Origin of the sequence: Streptomyces sp. NPDC048349, from assembly GCF_040651925.1 — a bacterium.
Lineage (GTDB): Bacteria > Actinomycetota > Actinomycetes > Streptomycetales > Streptomycetaceae > Streptomyces.
This window is the reverse complement of the sequence record NZ_JBEZLA010000026.1, coordinates 16215-30938: the sequence shown is the minus strand read 5'-3', so window position 1 is coordinate 30938 and position 14724 is coordinate 16215. Positions and strand designations below refer to the sequence as shown.

Annotated in this window: 11 protein-coding genes and 1 pseudogene; 9 read left to right on the top strand and 3 right to left on the bottom strand. The window is 73.7% G+C overall.

Going from position 1 to position 14724, the window contains the following annotated elements:
• Positions 1-13: 13 nt before the first annotated feature.
• The 3 genes from AB0D44_RS16480 (at position 14) to AB0D44_RS16470 (ending at position 3190) form a co-directional block, all read left to right on the top strand.
• Positions 14-1186 (top strand): acyl-CoA dehydrogenase family protein, encoded by a 1173-nt coding sequence (locus AB0D44_RS16480; protein WP_362590631.1) that lies wholly within the window; start codon positions 14-16, stop codon positions 1184-1186.
• Between the two features lie 56 nt (positions 1187-1242).
• Positions 1243-2415: an acyl-CoA dehydrogenase family protein gene (locus AB0D44_RS16475; RefSeq protein WP_362590628.1), complete on the top strand. Its 1173-nt coding sequence runs from the start codon at positions 1243-1245 to the stop codon at positions 2413-2415.
• Positions 2416-2575: 160 nt separating this feature from the next.
• Entirely contained in the window at positions 2576-3190 is a 615-nt protein-coding gene (locus tag AB0D44_RS16470) for a TetR/AcrR family transcriptional regulator (RefSeq protein WP_362590626.1), read from the top strand.
• Between the two features lie 15 nt (positions 3191-3205).
• Here AB0D44_RS16470 and AB0D44_RS16465 read toward each other — a convergent pair whose 3' ends face one another.
• Positions 3206-3832, bottom strand: coding sequence for a 2'-5' RNA ligase family protein (locus AB0D44_RS16465; protein WP_362590623.1), 627 nt, complete (start codon positions 3830-3832; stop codon positions 3206-3208).
• Between the two features lie 101 nt (positions 3833-3933).
• Between AB0D44_RS16465 and AB0D44_RS16460 the strand changes: the two genes are divergently transcribed.
• From AB0D44_RS16460 to AB0D44_RS16435, 6 genes are all read left to right on the top strand, one after another.
• Positions 3934-5397, top strand: a complete 1464-nt coding sequence (locus AB0D44_RS16460) for an MFS transporter (RefSeq protein ID WP_362590621.1) — start codon at positions 3934-3936, stop codon at positions 5395-5397.
• A gap of 117 nt (positions 5398-5514) precedes the next feature.
• A complete protein-coding gene (locus AB0D44_RS16455) occupies positions 5515-6483 on the top strand; it encodes a cyclase family protein (protein WP_362590618.1) in 969 nt (322 codons plus the stop codon).
• A gap of 115 nt (positions 6484-6598) precedes the next feature.
• The gene (locus AB0D44_RS16450) at positions 6599-9397 is read left to right on the top strand and encodes a SpoIIE family protein phosphatase (RefSeq protein ID WP_362590766.1); all 2799 of its coding nucleotides are present in this window, start codon (positions 6599-6601) and stop codon (positions 9395-9397) included.
• Between the two features lie 104 nt (positions 9398-9501).
• Positions 9502-11052 (top strand): sugar ABC transporter ATP-binding protein, encoded by a 1551-nt coding sequence (locus tag AB0D44_RS16445; protein ID WP_362590615.1) that lies wholly within the window; start codon positions 9502-9504, stop codon positions 11050-11052.
• Entirely contained in the window at positions 11049-12104 is a 1056-nt protein-coding gene (locus tag AB0D44_RS16440) for an ABC transporter permease (protein ID WP_362590612.1), read from the top strand. The genes AB0D44_RS16445 and AB0D44_RS16440 overlap by 4 nt, the downstream gene beginning before the upstream one ends.
• Positions 12105-12141: 37 nt before the next feature.
• Positions 12142-13278 (top strand): substrate-binding domain-containing protein, encoded by a 1137-nt coding sequence (locus tag AB0D44_RS16435; protein WP_362590609.1) that lies wholly within the window; start codon positions 12142-12144, stop codon positions 13276-13278.
• A 36-nt stretch (positions 13279-13314) separates the two neighbouring features.
• Here AB0D44_RS16435 and AB0D44_RS16430 read toward each other — a convergent pair.
• A pseudogene (locus AB0D44_RS16430) lies at positions 13315-13470 on the bottom strand (alpha/beta hydrolase); the annotation flags it as partial.
• Between the two features lie 41 nt (positions 13471-13511).
• Positions 13512-14720: an erythromycin esterase family protein gene (locus tag AB0D44_RS16425; protein WP_362590606.1), complete on the bottom strand. Its 1209-nt coding sequence runs from the start codon at positions 14718-14720 to the stop codon at positions 13512-13514.
• Positions 14721-14724 lie beyond the last annotated feature (4 nt).

Sequence of the window (14724 nt, the reverse complement as noted above, 5' to 3'; positions counted from 1 at the left end):
CCCGGAGAACACCATGGACTTCCGCTACACACCCGAGCAGGCCGACCTCAAGGCCCGCGCCGCCGCCTACGCACAGCTCCTGACGGGGTACGAGGACCAGTCCGAGGAGGCGGGCGGCCCGCTGCCGGCCGAGACGGTCCGCGAACTGACCCGCGCCGCCATGGACGCGGGGGTCTACGCGATCAACATGCCCGCCGCCTGGGGCGGGGCCGGCCTGTCCTTGCTGGACCAGGTCATCGTCGAGGAGGAGTTCGGCAAGGTCACCAACTGCCTCTGGGACATCCCCTGGCGGCCCGCGAACGTCCTGGCCCACGGAACCGAGGCGCAGCGGGAGAAGTACCTCCTGCCGGTCATCCGCGGCGAACGGTTCGACGCGTTCGCGGTCACCGAACCCGGTGCGGGCTCCGACCCCGGCTCGTGCACGAGCACCGCGACCCGCACCGCGGGCGGCTGGCTGCTGAACGGCGAGAAGTGGTTCGTGACCTGTGGCGACATCGCCGACTTCCTGCTGGTGCAGGCCGATGCGGGCCCGGAGCGCGCAGCGACGCTGTTCTTCGTGGACAAGCAGGCGCCGGGTGTCGAGATGACCCGGGTCCCCCGCTTCATGCACTCCGCGGTGAACGGGCACCCCGAGTTCACGTTCACCGATGTCTTCGTCGCTGACGAGGACGTGCTCGGCGGTGTGGGCAACGGCTATGAGCTGACCAAGGAGTGGTTCACCGACGAGCGGCTGATGATCGCCGCCCGGACCGTCGGCGCGGCCGAGCGCGCCCTGGAACTCGCCCGCGACTGGGCGGTCGGGCGGCGCCAGTTCGGCTCCCCCATCGCCGACTTCCAGCTGATCCAGGGCATGCTCGCCGACTGCGCCGTCGACATCGCCGTCAACCGCGCCTACACCCACCAGGTCGCCTGGGAAGCCGACCAGCCGCACACCCACCGCAAGACGCTGCACGCCAAGGCCGCGACGGCGAAGCTCGCCGCGAGCGAGGCCGCCGGGCGGGTCGTCGACCGGTGCGTGCAGATCTTCGGCGGCCGGGGCTACGACCGCTCGTACCCCGTCGAGCGCATGTACCGCGAACTGCGCGTCGACCGCATCTGGGAGGGCACCTCCGAGATCCAGCGCCTGATCATCGCGGGCGAACTCGTCAAGCGGGGCACCGGGGTCCTCGCGCTGCCCGGCTCCTGATCCCGAACCGCCCCGCTTCCCACGACCGAAACACCGAAACACCGTAAAGGAGTGACATGGACTTCCGGCTCACCGCCCGTCAGGAAGAGCTCAGGGACTCGGCGCGCGCGCTCACCGCGTTCCTCATGAAGTACGAGCTCGACTGCGAGGAGAACAACGGCCTGCCCCCACAGGCCCACACCGAGATCCGCGACGCCGTGCTCGACAGCGGCCTCCAGGCCGTGAACATGCCGGTGGAGTGGGGCGGCGCCGGCCTGAACGTCCTCGAGCAGGTCACGGTCCAGGCGGAGCTCGGGCGGCTCACCGGCGCCCTGTGGGACATGGTGTGGCGCCCGGCCAACGCGCTGTCCTTCTGTACTCCGCAGCAGCGCGAGCGCTACCTCGTCCCGGTGATCCGGGGGCGGCGCCGCGACTGCTACGCGGTGAGCGAGCCCGAGGCCGGCTCCGACCCGCAGAGCCTGCGGACCACGGCGACGCGGACCGGCGACGGCTGGGTGCTGAACGGCGAGAAGTGGTTCGTCACCGTCGGCGACCACGCGGACTTCATGATCGTGCTCGCAGCCGCCGGGGAGGACGGGGCCCCGACCCTGTTCCTCGTCGACAAGGACACTCCTGGCATCGAGATGACCCGCGTACCGCGCTGGATGCACACCTTCGTCTACGAGCACCCCGAGTTCACCTTCACCGATGTGCGCCTGCCCGCCGACGCCGTGCTGGGAGAAGTGGGCAACGGATACGACATCAGCCGCTCCTGGTTCACCGAGGAACGTCTGATGATCGCCGCCCGGACGATCGGCGCGGCCGAGCGCGCCCTGGAACTCGCCCGCGACTGGGCGGTCGAGCGGCGCCAGTTCGGCTCCCCCATCGCCGACTTCCAGCTGATCCAGGGCATGCTCGCCGACTGCGCCGTCGACATCGCCGTCAACCGCGCCTACACCCACCAGGTCGCCTGGGAGGTCGACGAGGGCCGTGCCGACCGCAAGACGCTGCACGCCAAGGCCGCCATCGCCAAGCTGGCGGCGAGCGAGGCGTCCGGCCGTGTCGTCGACCGGTGCCTGCAGATCTTCGGGGGCCGGGGCTACGACCGCTCGTACCCCGTCGAACGGCTCTACCGCGAACTGCGCGTCGACCGCATCTGGGAGGGCACCTCCGAGATCCAGCGCCTGATCGTCGCGGGCGAACTCGTCAAGCGCGGCACGGGCGTGCTGCGGATGCCGTCCTCGGCGTGAGCCCCGAGACGGCGGTCCGGGCCCCGGCCCGCGGCCCGGACCGCCGCCGGGAGCCCGCCGGTGCGCGAGGATGGTGGTCCGGCGGGCCGGGCCGCCGGGCCCTGCCCTTCCACCCACCCACTCACCCGGCCACCGGGCGCCGACACGGGGAGTTGCCAACGTGACCAAGGCCGAGCGCGCACTCGAGACGCGGGAGCGGATCCTCACGGCCGCGTGCGAAGTGATCGCCGACATCGGTTTCGAACACGTCAGCATGCGCAAGGTCGCAGAGCACGCCGGGGTCTCCAAGGCCTTGCTGCACTACCACTTCGACACCCGCGAGAAGCTCTTCGCCGAGGCGATGACGCACTCCTTCGCCAGGACCGGTACGGACACCGGCAGCGAGGACGCGTCGCTCGCGGCCGCCGTCGTGCTGGCCCGCATCGTGCGGAGCATGCTGCCCACCGACGCCGAGCTGCACCAGGACTGGAAGCTCTGGCAGGAGCTGTGGGTGCGCGCCCTGCGCGACGGCACGGCCCGGCACCTCGCCGTCGACCTGTACGACCAGCTGCACGCGTGGGTCGGCGCGGTGGTGGAACGGGGCGTCGCCACGGGCGAGTTCACCGACTGCGACGTCAGCGCCCTCAGTACGTTGGTGCTGGCCCTGTGCGACGGTCTCGGCATCCGTCTGATGCTGGAGGACCCCCGCGTCGACCTCGCCACGGCCCAGGCGACGATCTGGCGGGCCATCGCCCCCGCCCTGGGGATCGCGCCGGACTTCCCGGCGGCGGCCTGAGCGAGAGCGGCGCCGTCACACCGGGGGCGGCGGGAGGGACGCGGGGAGGGGGCGCACGTCGCCCGTGCCCAGGGTGAGGGCGAAGCGGGGCCGCATGGGCTCCTCACCGCGGCGGGAGAGCAGCACGATGTCGCGGACCTGCGCCGGCGTGCTGCCGAGGCGGGCGGCGCACTCCGCGGCCAGGTTCCGCGGGTCAGGGGTGCGTCCGAGTGACAGGTGCGGCGTGAACCGCGGGAACCGGCCGCGGCACAGCGGGAACGGCTCGGCCAAGGCGCCCTGGAGCCTGGTCCAGGGCGCCGGGCCGGCCGCGGCGGGGTCCAGCCACACGGTGGCGTACGCGCGGTGCCGGAAGGCGTGCACTCCGCTGAGGCGGACGGGGAACGGCTCGCTGCGCGCGGCCGCGGCGGACAGGAGCGGGAGGGCCGCCGGGAAGTCGGCCTCCGGGACGAAGCCGAAGACCAGGTTCACGTGCGGTGGCCAGCGGCGGATCTGCGGGTCGTGCTCGGCTCGGATGCTCTGGATCGCGGGCCACAGTCCTTCCGGAGGGAGCCACACCACCGCGGTCCGCGGCGTCGGAGCGACCCGGAGGAGCCCGGGAACACCGGCTCCGCCACCGGTGGCGGCGGTCGGGGACACGTTCACACGGCCATGATGCCCTTCGCGAGCGGCTCGGTGCAGGCGTCGTAAGGTCGTGGCGTCCGTCCCCCTCGGCGAGACGGCCCAGGCCCCGCAGGAGTGCTGTCGTGCGATCCACAGACCCGTCCTCCGCGCCCGGCGGCGCCGGTGGGCGTCGGGGGACGGCGATGCTGGCGCTCCTGTCCTTCGCCATGCTGATCGTTTCCCTCGACCAGTACATCGTGGTCGTCGCACTGCCCGACATCGCACGCGACCTCGGCTATTCGGCGCGGACGCTCCAGTCCGTCATCAGCGCGTACGCGGTGGCCTCGGCCGGCTTCCTGCTGTTCGGCGGACGCGCCGCCGATCTGCTCGGACGACGTCGCATCCTGGTCACCGGCCTCGCCCTCTACGCCGGGGCCTCGCTCGCGGGCGCACTGGCGACCGGCCCCGGACTGCTCCTCGCGGCCCGCGCGGTCCAAGGTCTCGGCGGAGCGCTCGTCTTCCCCACCACCCTGGCCCTCATCAACACCGGCTTCGCCGAAGGCCGCGCCCGCAACCGCGCGCTGGGGATCTGGGGAGGCGCGGGCGCGGCGGGGCTCGTCATCGGGGTGCTGCTCGGAGGTCTGCTGACGCAGGCGTTCGGCTGGCAGGCGGTCTTCCTCGTCAACGTCGCCCTGGCCGGCCCCGCGCTGCCGCTCGCCTTCGCCCTGATCCCCCGGGACGCCGCACGGGAAAGGGGCCGCACCTTCGACCTGCCGGGTGCGCTCAGCGCCACGCTCGGTGTCACGCTGATCGTGTTCGCCCTCGTGCAGGGCCCCGGCTTGGGCTGGCTCTCGCCCGGCGTCCTGGCGAGCGCGGTGGCGGGCCCGCTGCTGCTCGGGGCCTTCGCCGTCATCGAGCGGCGCAGCAGCGACCCGCTCATGCCGCCGGGGCTGCTCGCCAACCCGCACCTGATCACCGGCGTCGTCATCGCGTTCATGTTCATGGCGACCTTCGGCTCGGTGCTCTACTTCCTGTCCCTCTACTTCCAGGAGGTCCTGGGCTACGACGCCCTGCGCAGCGGCGCCGGCTTCCTCCTCCCCACGGCGGTGGTGGTGGCCGGCTCGACGACGGCCGGCCGGCTCGTGACGCGGTTCGGCCTGCGGCCCACGTTGGCCGTGTCCCTCGCCGTGGGTGCGCTCGGCGCGGTCGCACTCGGCCTCGCGGTCTCGCCGCACGGCACGTACACGGGGCTCGTCCCCGGCCTCGTGGCGCTCAGCGCGGGTGACGGGGTGGTCTTCACCGTGATGTTCATCGCCGCCGCGACCGGGGTGTCCGACCGGCGGCAGGGCATCGCCTCGGGCATCGCCTCGACCGGATCGGGCGCGGGCGCGGCCGTCGGCCTCGCCCTCCTCGTCCTGGTCGCAACCGCCGGTCTCGACGGCCTGACCGGTGAACGGCTGCGCGTCGCCACGGCCGACGGGATCAGCACCGCGCTCTTCTGCGTGGCGGGCGGGATCGTGCTGACCCTGCTGGTCGCCCTGCGCCGCTGCCCGCCGTCCCGCGCACCGCAGCCCGTGCCCGTGCCGTACCAGACCCGGCGCTGCTGACGGCGTGCGGTGCCGGGCCGGACCCGATGAACCCGTCGGAGCCCGGGGCGCCCGGCATTCCGGACCCCCGGCGCCCCGCGCGGCAGCCCTACGAACCTCGGAGCGCTGAGGACACACATGAGCAGCTACCCCGCCGACGCCCCCTCTCCCCCGCCGGCCGGCCCCGCGCACGGGCCCGCCGTCTCCCGTCGGGAGTTCGACGCGCTCTTCGAGTCCCTCCGCAGCTGGGGCCGGTGGGCCGCCGCCGACCGGGGTGCCTGGAACCGGGTCACGGCGGACCACGTACGGCGGGCCGGCGCTCTGGTGCGGTCGGGCACGGTCGTGCCGATGGGCAGGCCCTGGGACACCCGGCCCGGACCGGACAACGCGAAGCCCGCGCTGCACTACATGTCCGACCTGGGCGACGTGGAGGACCCGGAGCCTTCCGTCTACAAGGACTTCCTCGCCGTCGACTACCACGGCAAGGGCGTCACCCATCTCGACGCGCTGTCACACGTCGCCTACCGCGGGCGGCTCTACGAGGGCCGGGTCGCGCGCGAGAGCGTCGACGCCGCCGGCGCCCGCTTCGGCGCGGTGTCGGCGCTCGGCCCCCTGGTCACCAAGGGCGTCCTCCTCGACCTGCCCGCCGCCCTCGGGGTCGGATGGCTCGAGCCGGGGCGGGCCGTGCACGCGCGCGACCTCATCGCCGCCGAGCGGGCGCTCGGCGTGACGATCGAGGACGGCGACGCGGTGTTGCTGCGGTCCGGGGCGCTGCGGCGCCGCCGGGAGGAAGGCCCCTGGGACCCCGGCACGGCGAGCGCGGGCTGGCACGTGGACGCCTTGCCGCTGCTGGCCGAGCGGGGCATCGCCCTGCTCGGCGGCGACGGGGACAGCGACGTACGGCCGTCGCCGGTCGAGGGCGTGCACTCCCCCGTCCACGCACTGGCGATCACGGCGATGGGGGTGCCGCTGCTGGACAACCTCGACCTCGAAGCGCTCTCCTCCGCCTGCGCCGGGGCGGGGCGGTACGCGTTCATGCTCGCCGTGGCACCGCTGAACGTTCCCGGCGGGACGGGCTCGCCCGTCAATCCGGTCGCGATCCTGTGAGGGGCGCCCTCCGGCCCCAGCGGGGCAGGCACCGCCTCCGCCCCTCACTCGCAAAACGTGAGGAATATACTCAAAACGGGTGATCGTGAACGTTCCGGTGAGGGGAGTGGTGCAGATGGGGGTCGTCGGCGACCGCATCGGCCCGGCGCGTTCCCGTGACCGGTTCCTGCACGGCGAACCGGTCGAGTCCGTCGAGGGAAGCGTGAGGAGTGCGATCCTGAGCTCCTGGCAGCGCAGCCGGCTGCTGGGGCTGTCGCCGGACCAGTCCGAGCTCCCCTTCACACCGGACTTCGACCCGGACGGCCGGCTCGTCCGCGCCGCCCGCCCCGTGCTCGACCGCCTCCAATCCATCTTCGCGGGCAGCCGGATGAACATCTGTCTCGCCGATGGCAACGGCACCGTCCTCGAACGCCGTTTCGGCGAGAAGTCCATGGTCAGGCAGCTCGCCGCGATCCAGAGCGTCCCCGGGTTCGTGTTCGCCGAACAGGTCGCCGGGACGAACGGCATCGGCCTGACCCTCGCGGAGCGGCGGCTCTGCCAGGTCTACGGCGCCGAGCACTTCGCCGAGCGGTCCCAGTCGAGTGCCTGTACCGCCATCCCCGTTCGCGACCAGCTCAACGGGCACATCGAGGGCGTCCTGTGCCTCGGCTACCCCTACACCGACGCCGACCCGGCCCTGGTGCCGGTGGTGCGCAAGGCGGCCGAAGCCATCGAGCGACGGCTGATGGAGCAGAGTTCGGCGCGCGAGCGCGGCCTGCTGCACGCCTACCTCGCTGCCGAGAGCCGCGCCCGGAGCGGCGAGGAGGCCCACAACGGCTACCCGATCGGCATGGAGGAGCTCCTGCAGAGCGAGCTGGAGCAGGGCGACCAGATGACGCTCAAGGAGAAGGCCACGGAGCTGATGTCCTCGGCCCGGCGGGCTGCCGCCGAGGTGCCCCTGTCCCGCGGCCGGCGGGTCACCCTCGTGAGCCGTCCCGTGACGAGTTCCTCCGGCGTGGAGGGCGTCGTCATCGAGGTGCTCCTGCCCGGCGAGCCGGAGCGGCACGCCCCCGCACCCGGCCACACCGAGGCCCCGGCCCGGGCCCCGGCCGCTGCCGCCGCCCCGCCACCCGGCCCCCTCGCCCGCGGCGCACCCGCGGACTCCACCGACGGCACCGACGGCACCGACGGCGCCGTGCGGGGGCTCGTGCTGGTCGGCGAGCCGGAGGTGGGCAGGTACGCCGTCGCCGCGCGACGGCGTCTGGAGCTGCTGGCCGAGGCCAGCAACCGCATCGGCACCACCCTGGACGTGAGCCGCACCGCCTGGGAGCTCGCCGAGATCGCCGTCCCGCGCCTGGCCGACTTCGTCACCGTCGACATGCCCGAGGCCGTACTGCGCGGCGAGGAATCACCCAACCCGACCACCGAGATGCACCGTACGGTCGTCCACGGCATCCGGGAGGACTGCCCCTTCTACCCGGTGGGCGAGCAGATCAGCCTCCGGCCGACCACCCCCCACATGCGCTGCCTGGCCACCGGACAGCCCGTCCTGGAACCCGATCTGAAGGCCGCCTTCGGCTGGATCGCCCAGGACCCCGCGCACGCCGAGCTGCTCCTCGCGCACAACATCCACTCCCTGATCACCGTCCCCCTGCTCGCCCGCGGCATCCTGCTGGGCATCGCCGGTTTCTACCGTTCACAGGACCCCGCCCCGTACGGGGACGACGACCGCTCGCTGGCCCAGGAACTCGCCGCCCGCGCCGCCCTGTGCATCGACAACGCCCGCCGCTACACCCGCGAACACACCCTGGCCCTGTCCCTGCAGCGCAGCCTGCTCCCGCGCGGCCTCCCCGAACAGGACGCCGTCGAGGTCGCCCACCGCTATCTGCCCGCGGAACACGGAGTGGGCGGCGACTGGTTCGACGTCATCCCGCTGTCCGGCACCCGCGTCGCCCTCCTCGTCGGCGACGTCGTCGGCCACGGTCTGCACGCCGCCGCCACCATGGGCCGGCTGCGCACCGCCGCCCGCAACTTCGCCGAACTGGAACTCGCCCCCGACGAGCTCCTCACCCACCTGGACAACCTCATGGTGCGCCTCGACCGCGAAGAGGGCGGGGACGGCGCGGACGGCGCGGACGGCGGGGACCATCCCGCCGCCGGCATCGTCGGCGCCACCTTCCTGTACGCCGTCTACGACCCCACGTCGCAGGAGTGCACCATGGCCCGCGCCGGCCACCCTCCGCCCGCGCTGGTGCGGTCCGACGGCACCGTGACCTTCCTCGACCTGCCCGCCGGACCCCCTCTCGGCCTCGGCGGCCTGCCCTTCGAGTCGGTCACCTTCCACCTCCCCGAGAACAGCCAGCTGGTGCTGTTCACCGACGGACTCATCGAGGACCGCCACCGGGACATCGACCTGGCCCTCGACGCACTGCGCCGTGTGCTGGCCCACCCGGACCGCACCCCCGAGGAGACCTGCCGGGCGGTCCTCGACGCCCTGGCTCCCGAGCACCCCGGCGACGACATCGCACTCCTCGTCGCCCGCACCCACGCCGTACCCCGCGACCGGATCGCCGGCTGGGAGCTGCCCGCCGACCCGGCCCGGGTCGGCGACGTCCGCGCCGCCGCCGTGGCCCAGCTGAGCCGGTGGGGCCTGGACGAGTCCGCTTTCGCCACGGAGCTGCTGCTGAGCGAGCTCGTCACGAACGCCGTGCGCTACGGCGCCGGACCCATCCGGGTACGCCTCATCCGCGGCCGCACACTGATCTGCGAGGTGCACGACACCAGCAGCACGGCCCCGCGCATGCGCCATGCGGCCACCACCGACGAGGGCGGCCGCGGCCTGTTCCTCGTCGCGCAGCTCGCCCAGGCCTGGGGGACCCGCTACACGCCCGAGGGCAAGGTGATCTGGGCCGAGTGCGCCCTGGCCGCGGCGTGACCCGTAGCGATTCCTCTGGCCGACATACCCGAAATGCCTGCCATATCCCCGTAGAATCCCCCTGCAGTCGGGAAGAACTCGGAGGCCGACCCCCGGAGAAGTCTGTGCACGACGCTCCCGACACCTCGACCAGCCGGTCCCCGCGCTCCGGCGCAGATCCGCTCGTCCGGATCCGCGGTCTGAGCAAACGATTCGGCGGTACCCTCGCGCTGGACGCGGTCGACCTCGACGTCCACCGGGGCGGTGTCCTCGCCCTGCTGGGTCCCAACGGCGCGGGGAAGTCCACCCTCATCAAAGTGCTCGCCGGGGTCCACCACGCCGACGCGGGCGAGGTGACGGTGGCCGGGCACCCGCTCGGCTCGCACCCCGCCACCCGGAACATGTCCTTCATCCACCAGGACCCCGGTCTCGTCGCATGGATGACCGTGGCCGAGAACATCGCACTGGGCACCGGCTACCCGCGCCGCGGCGGGCTGGTCTCCTGGCGGCGGACCCGGGAGCGCTGCAACGGAGCCCTCGCCCTCGTCGCGGGCCACCTCGACCCCGACAGCCGCATCGCCGACCTCGACCCCGCCGAGCGCTCGCTGGTCGCCCTCGCCCGCGCCCTCGCGACGAGGGCCGAACTCATCGTCCTCGACGAGCCGACCGCCACGCTTCCCGCCGCGGACTGCGCCCGGCTCTTCGAGGTCCTGCACGCCCTGCGGGACCGCGGCCGCGGGATCCTCTACGTCAGCCACCGGCTCGACGAGGTCTACCGGGTCGCCGACACCTTCGCCGTCCTGCGCGACGGCCGCGTGGTCGACCGGGGTCCGCTCGCCGGCCACGGCCCGGCCCGTCTGGTGCGCGCCATCGTGGGCCGCGAACCGGCCGCCCGCGAACCGGCCGCGCGGCCCGTCCCCGGCCCGCTCCTCCTGCGTCTCGACGAGGTGCGGACCGCGTCCACCGGGCCGGTCTCGCTTGACCTGCGCAGGGGAGAGATCCTCGGCATGGTGGGTCTGACCGGCGCCGGCCACACGGACCTGGGCCGCGCCCTCGCGGGCACCCGGCCGATCCTCGGCGGGCGGGCCCTGCTCGACGGGCGCCCGTACCGGCCGCGCACGGTCGCCGCCGCTCTCGGCTCCGGCGTCGGATTCGTGGCGGGCAACCGTCGGGAGGAGGGCTGCGCCGCCGAACTGACCGTACGGGAGAACTTCCTGGCGAACCCCCGGGCGGCGGGTGTGCCCGCCTGGCACTGGATCAGCCCGCGGCGCGAGCGCGCCGAGGCCGCCGCCCTGATCGACCGGTTCTCGGTGCGGCCCCGCGACAGCGAGGTGCCGATCGCCACCCTGTCCGGCGGCAACCAGCAGAAGGTCATGGTCGGCCGGTGGCTCCGGGGCAACCTGCGTCTGCTCATCCTCGAAGAGCCGACCGCCGGCGTGGACGTGGGCGCCAAGGCCGTGATCCACCGGCTGCTGCACGACGCACTGGCCTCCGGCCTGGCGGTCCTGCTGCTCTCCACCGACTTCGAGGAGGTCGCGGGCGTGTGCCGGCGCGCCCTGGTGTTCGTCCGCGGGACCGTGGCGGCCGAACTGTCCGGCGCCGCCCTCACCGTCTCCGCACTCACCCGCACCGCCTCGGCCATGCCCCCCGTCACCGGAGCCGCGACGAGCCGATGAGCCCCTCCCCCCTCCCCTCGCGCTCGCCCGCGCCCCGTTCCGTACGGGGCCGCTTTCACGGGCACCACATCGGCTCCTACGGGCTCCCGGTCCTCGCGGCCCTGCTGTTCCTGGTGTTCTCCCTCGTCCTGCCGGAGACCTTTCCCACGCGGGACAACGTCTCCTCGATCCTGTCCAACCAGTCGATCCCCGCCATCCTGGCGCTCGGCGCGACGCTCCCCATCGCCACCGGCCGGTTCGACCTGTCCCTCGGCTACGGTCTCGGCCTGGCGCACGTCATGGTGATGCGGCTCATCGTCGACGAGGGCTGGCCCTGGCCCCTCGCCTGCCTGGTGGTGGTGTGCGCGGGGGCCGTGGCGGGCGCCCTCAACGGCGTCATCGTCGAGTTCGGGCAGATCGACTCCTTCATCGCCACGCTCGGCACCGGCAGCATGATGTACGCCGTCACCGGCTGGATCACCGGGGGCAGCCGGATCGTTCCCGGTCCGAGCGGGCTGCCCGCCTCCTTCACCGGCCTGTACGACTCCCGGTTCCTCGGCCTGCCGGTACCCGCGTTCTACGTCCTCGCCGTCGCGGCCGTCCTGTGGCTGTTGCTGGAGCGGCTGCCGCTCGGCCGGTACCTGTACGTCATCGGCTCCAACCCGCGCGCCGCCGGCATCCTCGGCATCCCCACCCGTACCTACTCCGTCTTCGCCTTCGCCGGATCCGGCCTGATCGTGGGCTTCGCCGGGGTCCTCCTCGCGGCCCAGCAGCAGACCGGCAACCCGAGCGTCGGACTGGACTACCTGCTGCCCGCGTTCGTCGGAGCGCTCCTCGGCTCCACCACGATCCGGGCGGGCCGCCCCAACGCCCTCGGCACCCTCGTGGCCGTGGCCGTCCTCGCCATCGGCCTCGCCGGCATCGGCCAGCTCGGCGCCCAGTTCTGGGCCACGCCGCTGTTCAACGGAGGCACCCTGCTCCTCGCGGTCGGCCTCGCCGGCTACTCCGCGCGCCGCCGGCTGCGCACCGGCGAGAGACAACCGCCCCTGGAACACGTCCCGCCCACGTCGTGACCACGTCGTACGCGCACACGCGAGGAGCACCGACCCCGTGTACCCGAACCGCACCACCCCCGTCGCGGCCGCGGCCCTGCTGACCGCGGCCGCCGCCCTCCTGTCCGGCTGCGCACCCGGCCCCTCGGCCGGCGGCGGTCCCTCGCCCGCCGGTTGTCCCGCCGCGCTCGCGGGGGCCAGGGCCGCCGTGCAGCAGGCCGAGACCACCGGCACGTCCTGGCGCGGCCCCACCAGCGGTCCCCCGGCGGTTCCCCGCAGGACCGTGGTCTACGTCGCGCAGACCATGACCAACCCCGGGGTCGCAGGCGTCGCCAAGGGCGTGGAGGAGGCGGCGAAGGCCATCGGCTGGCAGGTCCGCGTGATCGACGGTGAGGGCACCCCCGCCGGCATCCAGGCAGCGCTCGGCCAGGCCGTCACCCTCAAGCCCGCCGGCATCGTCATCGGCGGTTTCGATCCCCGGCTGACCTCGCAGCAGATGGCGCGGGCCGCGGCTGCGCGGATCCCGGTCATCGGCTGGCACGCGGTGGCCTCCCCCGGCCCGAGCCGGGACCCGGGGCTGTTCACCAACATCACCACGAAGGTGGAGGACGTGGCGCGGATCAGCGCGGACTGGATCATCGCCCGGTCCGGCGGCGATGCCGGAGTGGTCCTCTTCAGCGACGACTCGATCCCGTTCGCCAAGAACAAGGCCGAACTGATCCGGCGGGAGCTCGCCTCCTGTTCCGGCGTGCGCGTCCTGTCGTACGAGAACATCCCGATCCCGGACGCGAGCAGCCGCACGCCGCAGGCGGTCTCCTCGCTCCTGTCCCGCTTCCGGGACGAGTGGACGTACTCCGTGGCCATCAACGACCTCTACTTCGCCGATGCCGCCCCCGCCCTGCGCGCGGCCGGCGAGCCGGGCCAGGGACCGCCGTTCAACATCGGCGCGGGCGACGGGGACGCCTCCGCCTTCCAGCGCATCAACAGCGGGCAGTTCCAGGCCGCCACCGTCCCCGAGCCGCTGAACCAGCAGGGCTGGCAGATCGTCGACGAGTTCAACCGTGCCTTCGCGGGCCGTCCCGCCAGCGGCTACGTCGCGCCCGCCCACATCGCCACGGCCGAGAACACCGGCGGCGCCACGTCGTGGGACCCGTCCGGCTACCGCGAGGCGTACCGGAAGATCTGGGGCAGGTGACGGCGCGCCCCGGCCCGGCCTGGCGCCGGCGCGTGCTCAGCGGGCAGCTCCGCCGCTCGTATCGGGCCGGGCGGACGGGGTGAGGGTGCGCCGGAGCCGGCGGGTGCGGGCCTCGAGGGCGTCCCGGCTGACCGCGGCCCCGGGCGCAAGGGTGTCGAAGCCGTGGCAGGCCCCGGGCCATAGGTGCAGTTCCCGCGCGGGGTCGGCCGGGAGGGCCTGACGTCGCGTCACGGTCACGACGGGTCCATGTCCTTGACGAACACGATCCCGTCGCCGTCCGCCAGGTGGGCCGGGTCCAGCGGGGCGTAGCCGAACCAGGGGGACACGCGGGGCGCGGGCAGCGCGTCGCCGAGGGCGGCGGCCAGGCGCGGGGCGTCGATGAGGCAGCGGTCCCGCGGGAGCGCATACAGGAGCCCTTCGACCGTGTCAGGAGCCGGCGTGTCCACTCCCCGGTGGCGGATCGTGCCGAGGGCCGTGGCCACGAAGGCGTACTCCTCGCCGAGCCGGGCGCTCACCAGCGCGCCGGCGCTCCACCACTCCACCGGCAGACCTCCCATCCTCATCGTGCTCCTCTCCCGCTGGAGATGGGCGTTGTGGGCGAAGACGAGGGCCGGGCCCCGTTCGGCGATCGCGAGGAGGTTGTCGGCCATCATCGCGTCCCGCAGGCCCACGAGCCGGGTCATGCGGCTCGGCGAGGGGTCGGCCATCGCGCCGTGGTAGCGCAGCAGGCCGGTGGCGGTGCGCCCGTACAGGCGCGCCCGGTACCAGTCGTCGCGCGAGGTCGCCGCGATCAGGTGCGGCGTCTGCGCGTCGAGCAGCGCCACCAGGTCCTCGGCGAGCAGCCGCAGTTGCCGGGCCTCCGCCGACCGGCCCACCGACCGGGCCGGGTCCCACATCGCGGCGGGATCGGTCCACCGGTCGTCGGCGCCGAGCAGGCGGTCGAGCGTCTGAGCGGTGCAGGGGAGCAGGGCCGGGTCAACGCGGGCGGCCAGGTAGCGGTGGAGCGGGCCGAGGGCCTGCCGGGGGCTCGCGGCGCCGGTGATCTCCAGGGGGCCGTCGAAACCGGCGAAGCGGAGGCGGTCGGAGGCGGGCCGGCCCTCGTTGTACGCCCGCATCCAGCGGACGAGTTCTCGGTTGGCCGCGGACGCGCCGAAGCCGTGGCTGAACCCGCGCTCCATGACCTCGTCCTCGCCGGGGGCGTCGGGGCCGGCGCTGACGTACTCGTCCACGAGCAGGCCCGCCAGGCAGTCGCTCTCGATGGTGATCGTCCGGTAGCCCTCCTCCTCGACGAGCTGCCGGAAGAGCTCGTTGCGCAGGTCGAGCAGCGTGTCCTCGCCGTGCGTGGGCTCGCCCAGGGCGAGCAGCCGCGGCCGGGTGCCGACCAGGTCCATGACGGCGGCGGCCTCCAGGGCCCGGGCGGTGTCCTTGATGTCGGTTGCCATGCCT

Bases quoted from the DNA above. Each gene is read 5' to 3' on its own strand.
- AB0D44_RS16480 (WP_362590631.1), top strand. From the start codon at position 14: ATGGACTTCCGCTACACACCCGAGCAGGCCGACCTCAAGGCCCGCGCC.
- AB0D44_RS16475 (WP_362590628.1), top strand. From the start codon at position 1,243: ATGGACTTCCGGCTCACCGCCCGTCAGGAAGAGCTCAGGGACTCGGCG.
- AB0D44_RS16455 (WP_362590618.1), top strand. From the start codon at position 5,515: ATGAGCAGCTACCCCGCCGACGCCCCCTCTCCCCCGCCGGCCGGCCCC.
- AB0D44_RS16450 (WP_362590766.1), top strand. From the start codon at position 6,599: ATGGGGGTCGTCGGCGACCGCATCGGCCCGGCGCGTTCCCGTGACCGG.
- AB0D44_RS16440 (WP_362590612.1), top strand. From the start codon at position 11,049: ATGAGCCCCTCCCCCCTCCCCTCGCGCTCGCCCGCGCCCCGTTCCGTA.
- AB0D44_RS16425 (WP_362590606.1), bottom strand. From the start codon at position 14,720: ATGGCAACCGACATCAAGGACACCGCCCGGGCCCTGGAGGCCGCCGCC.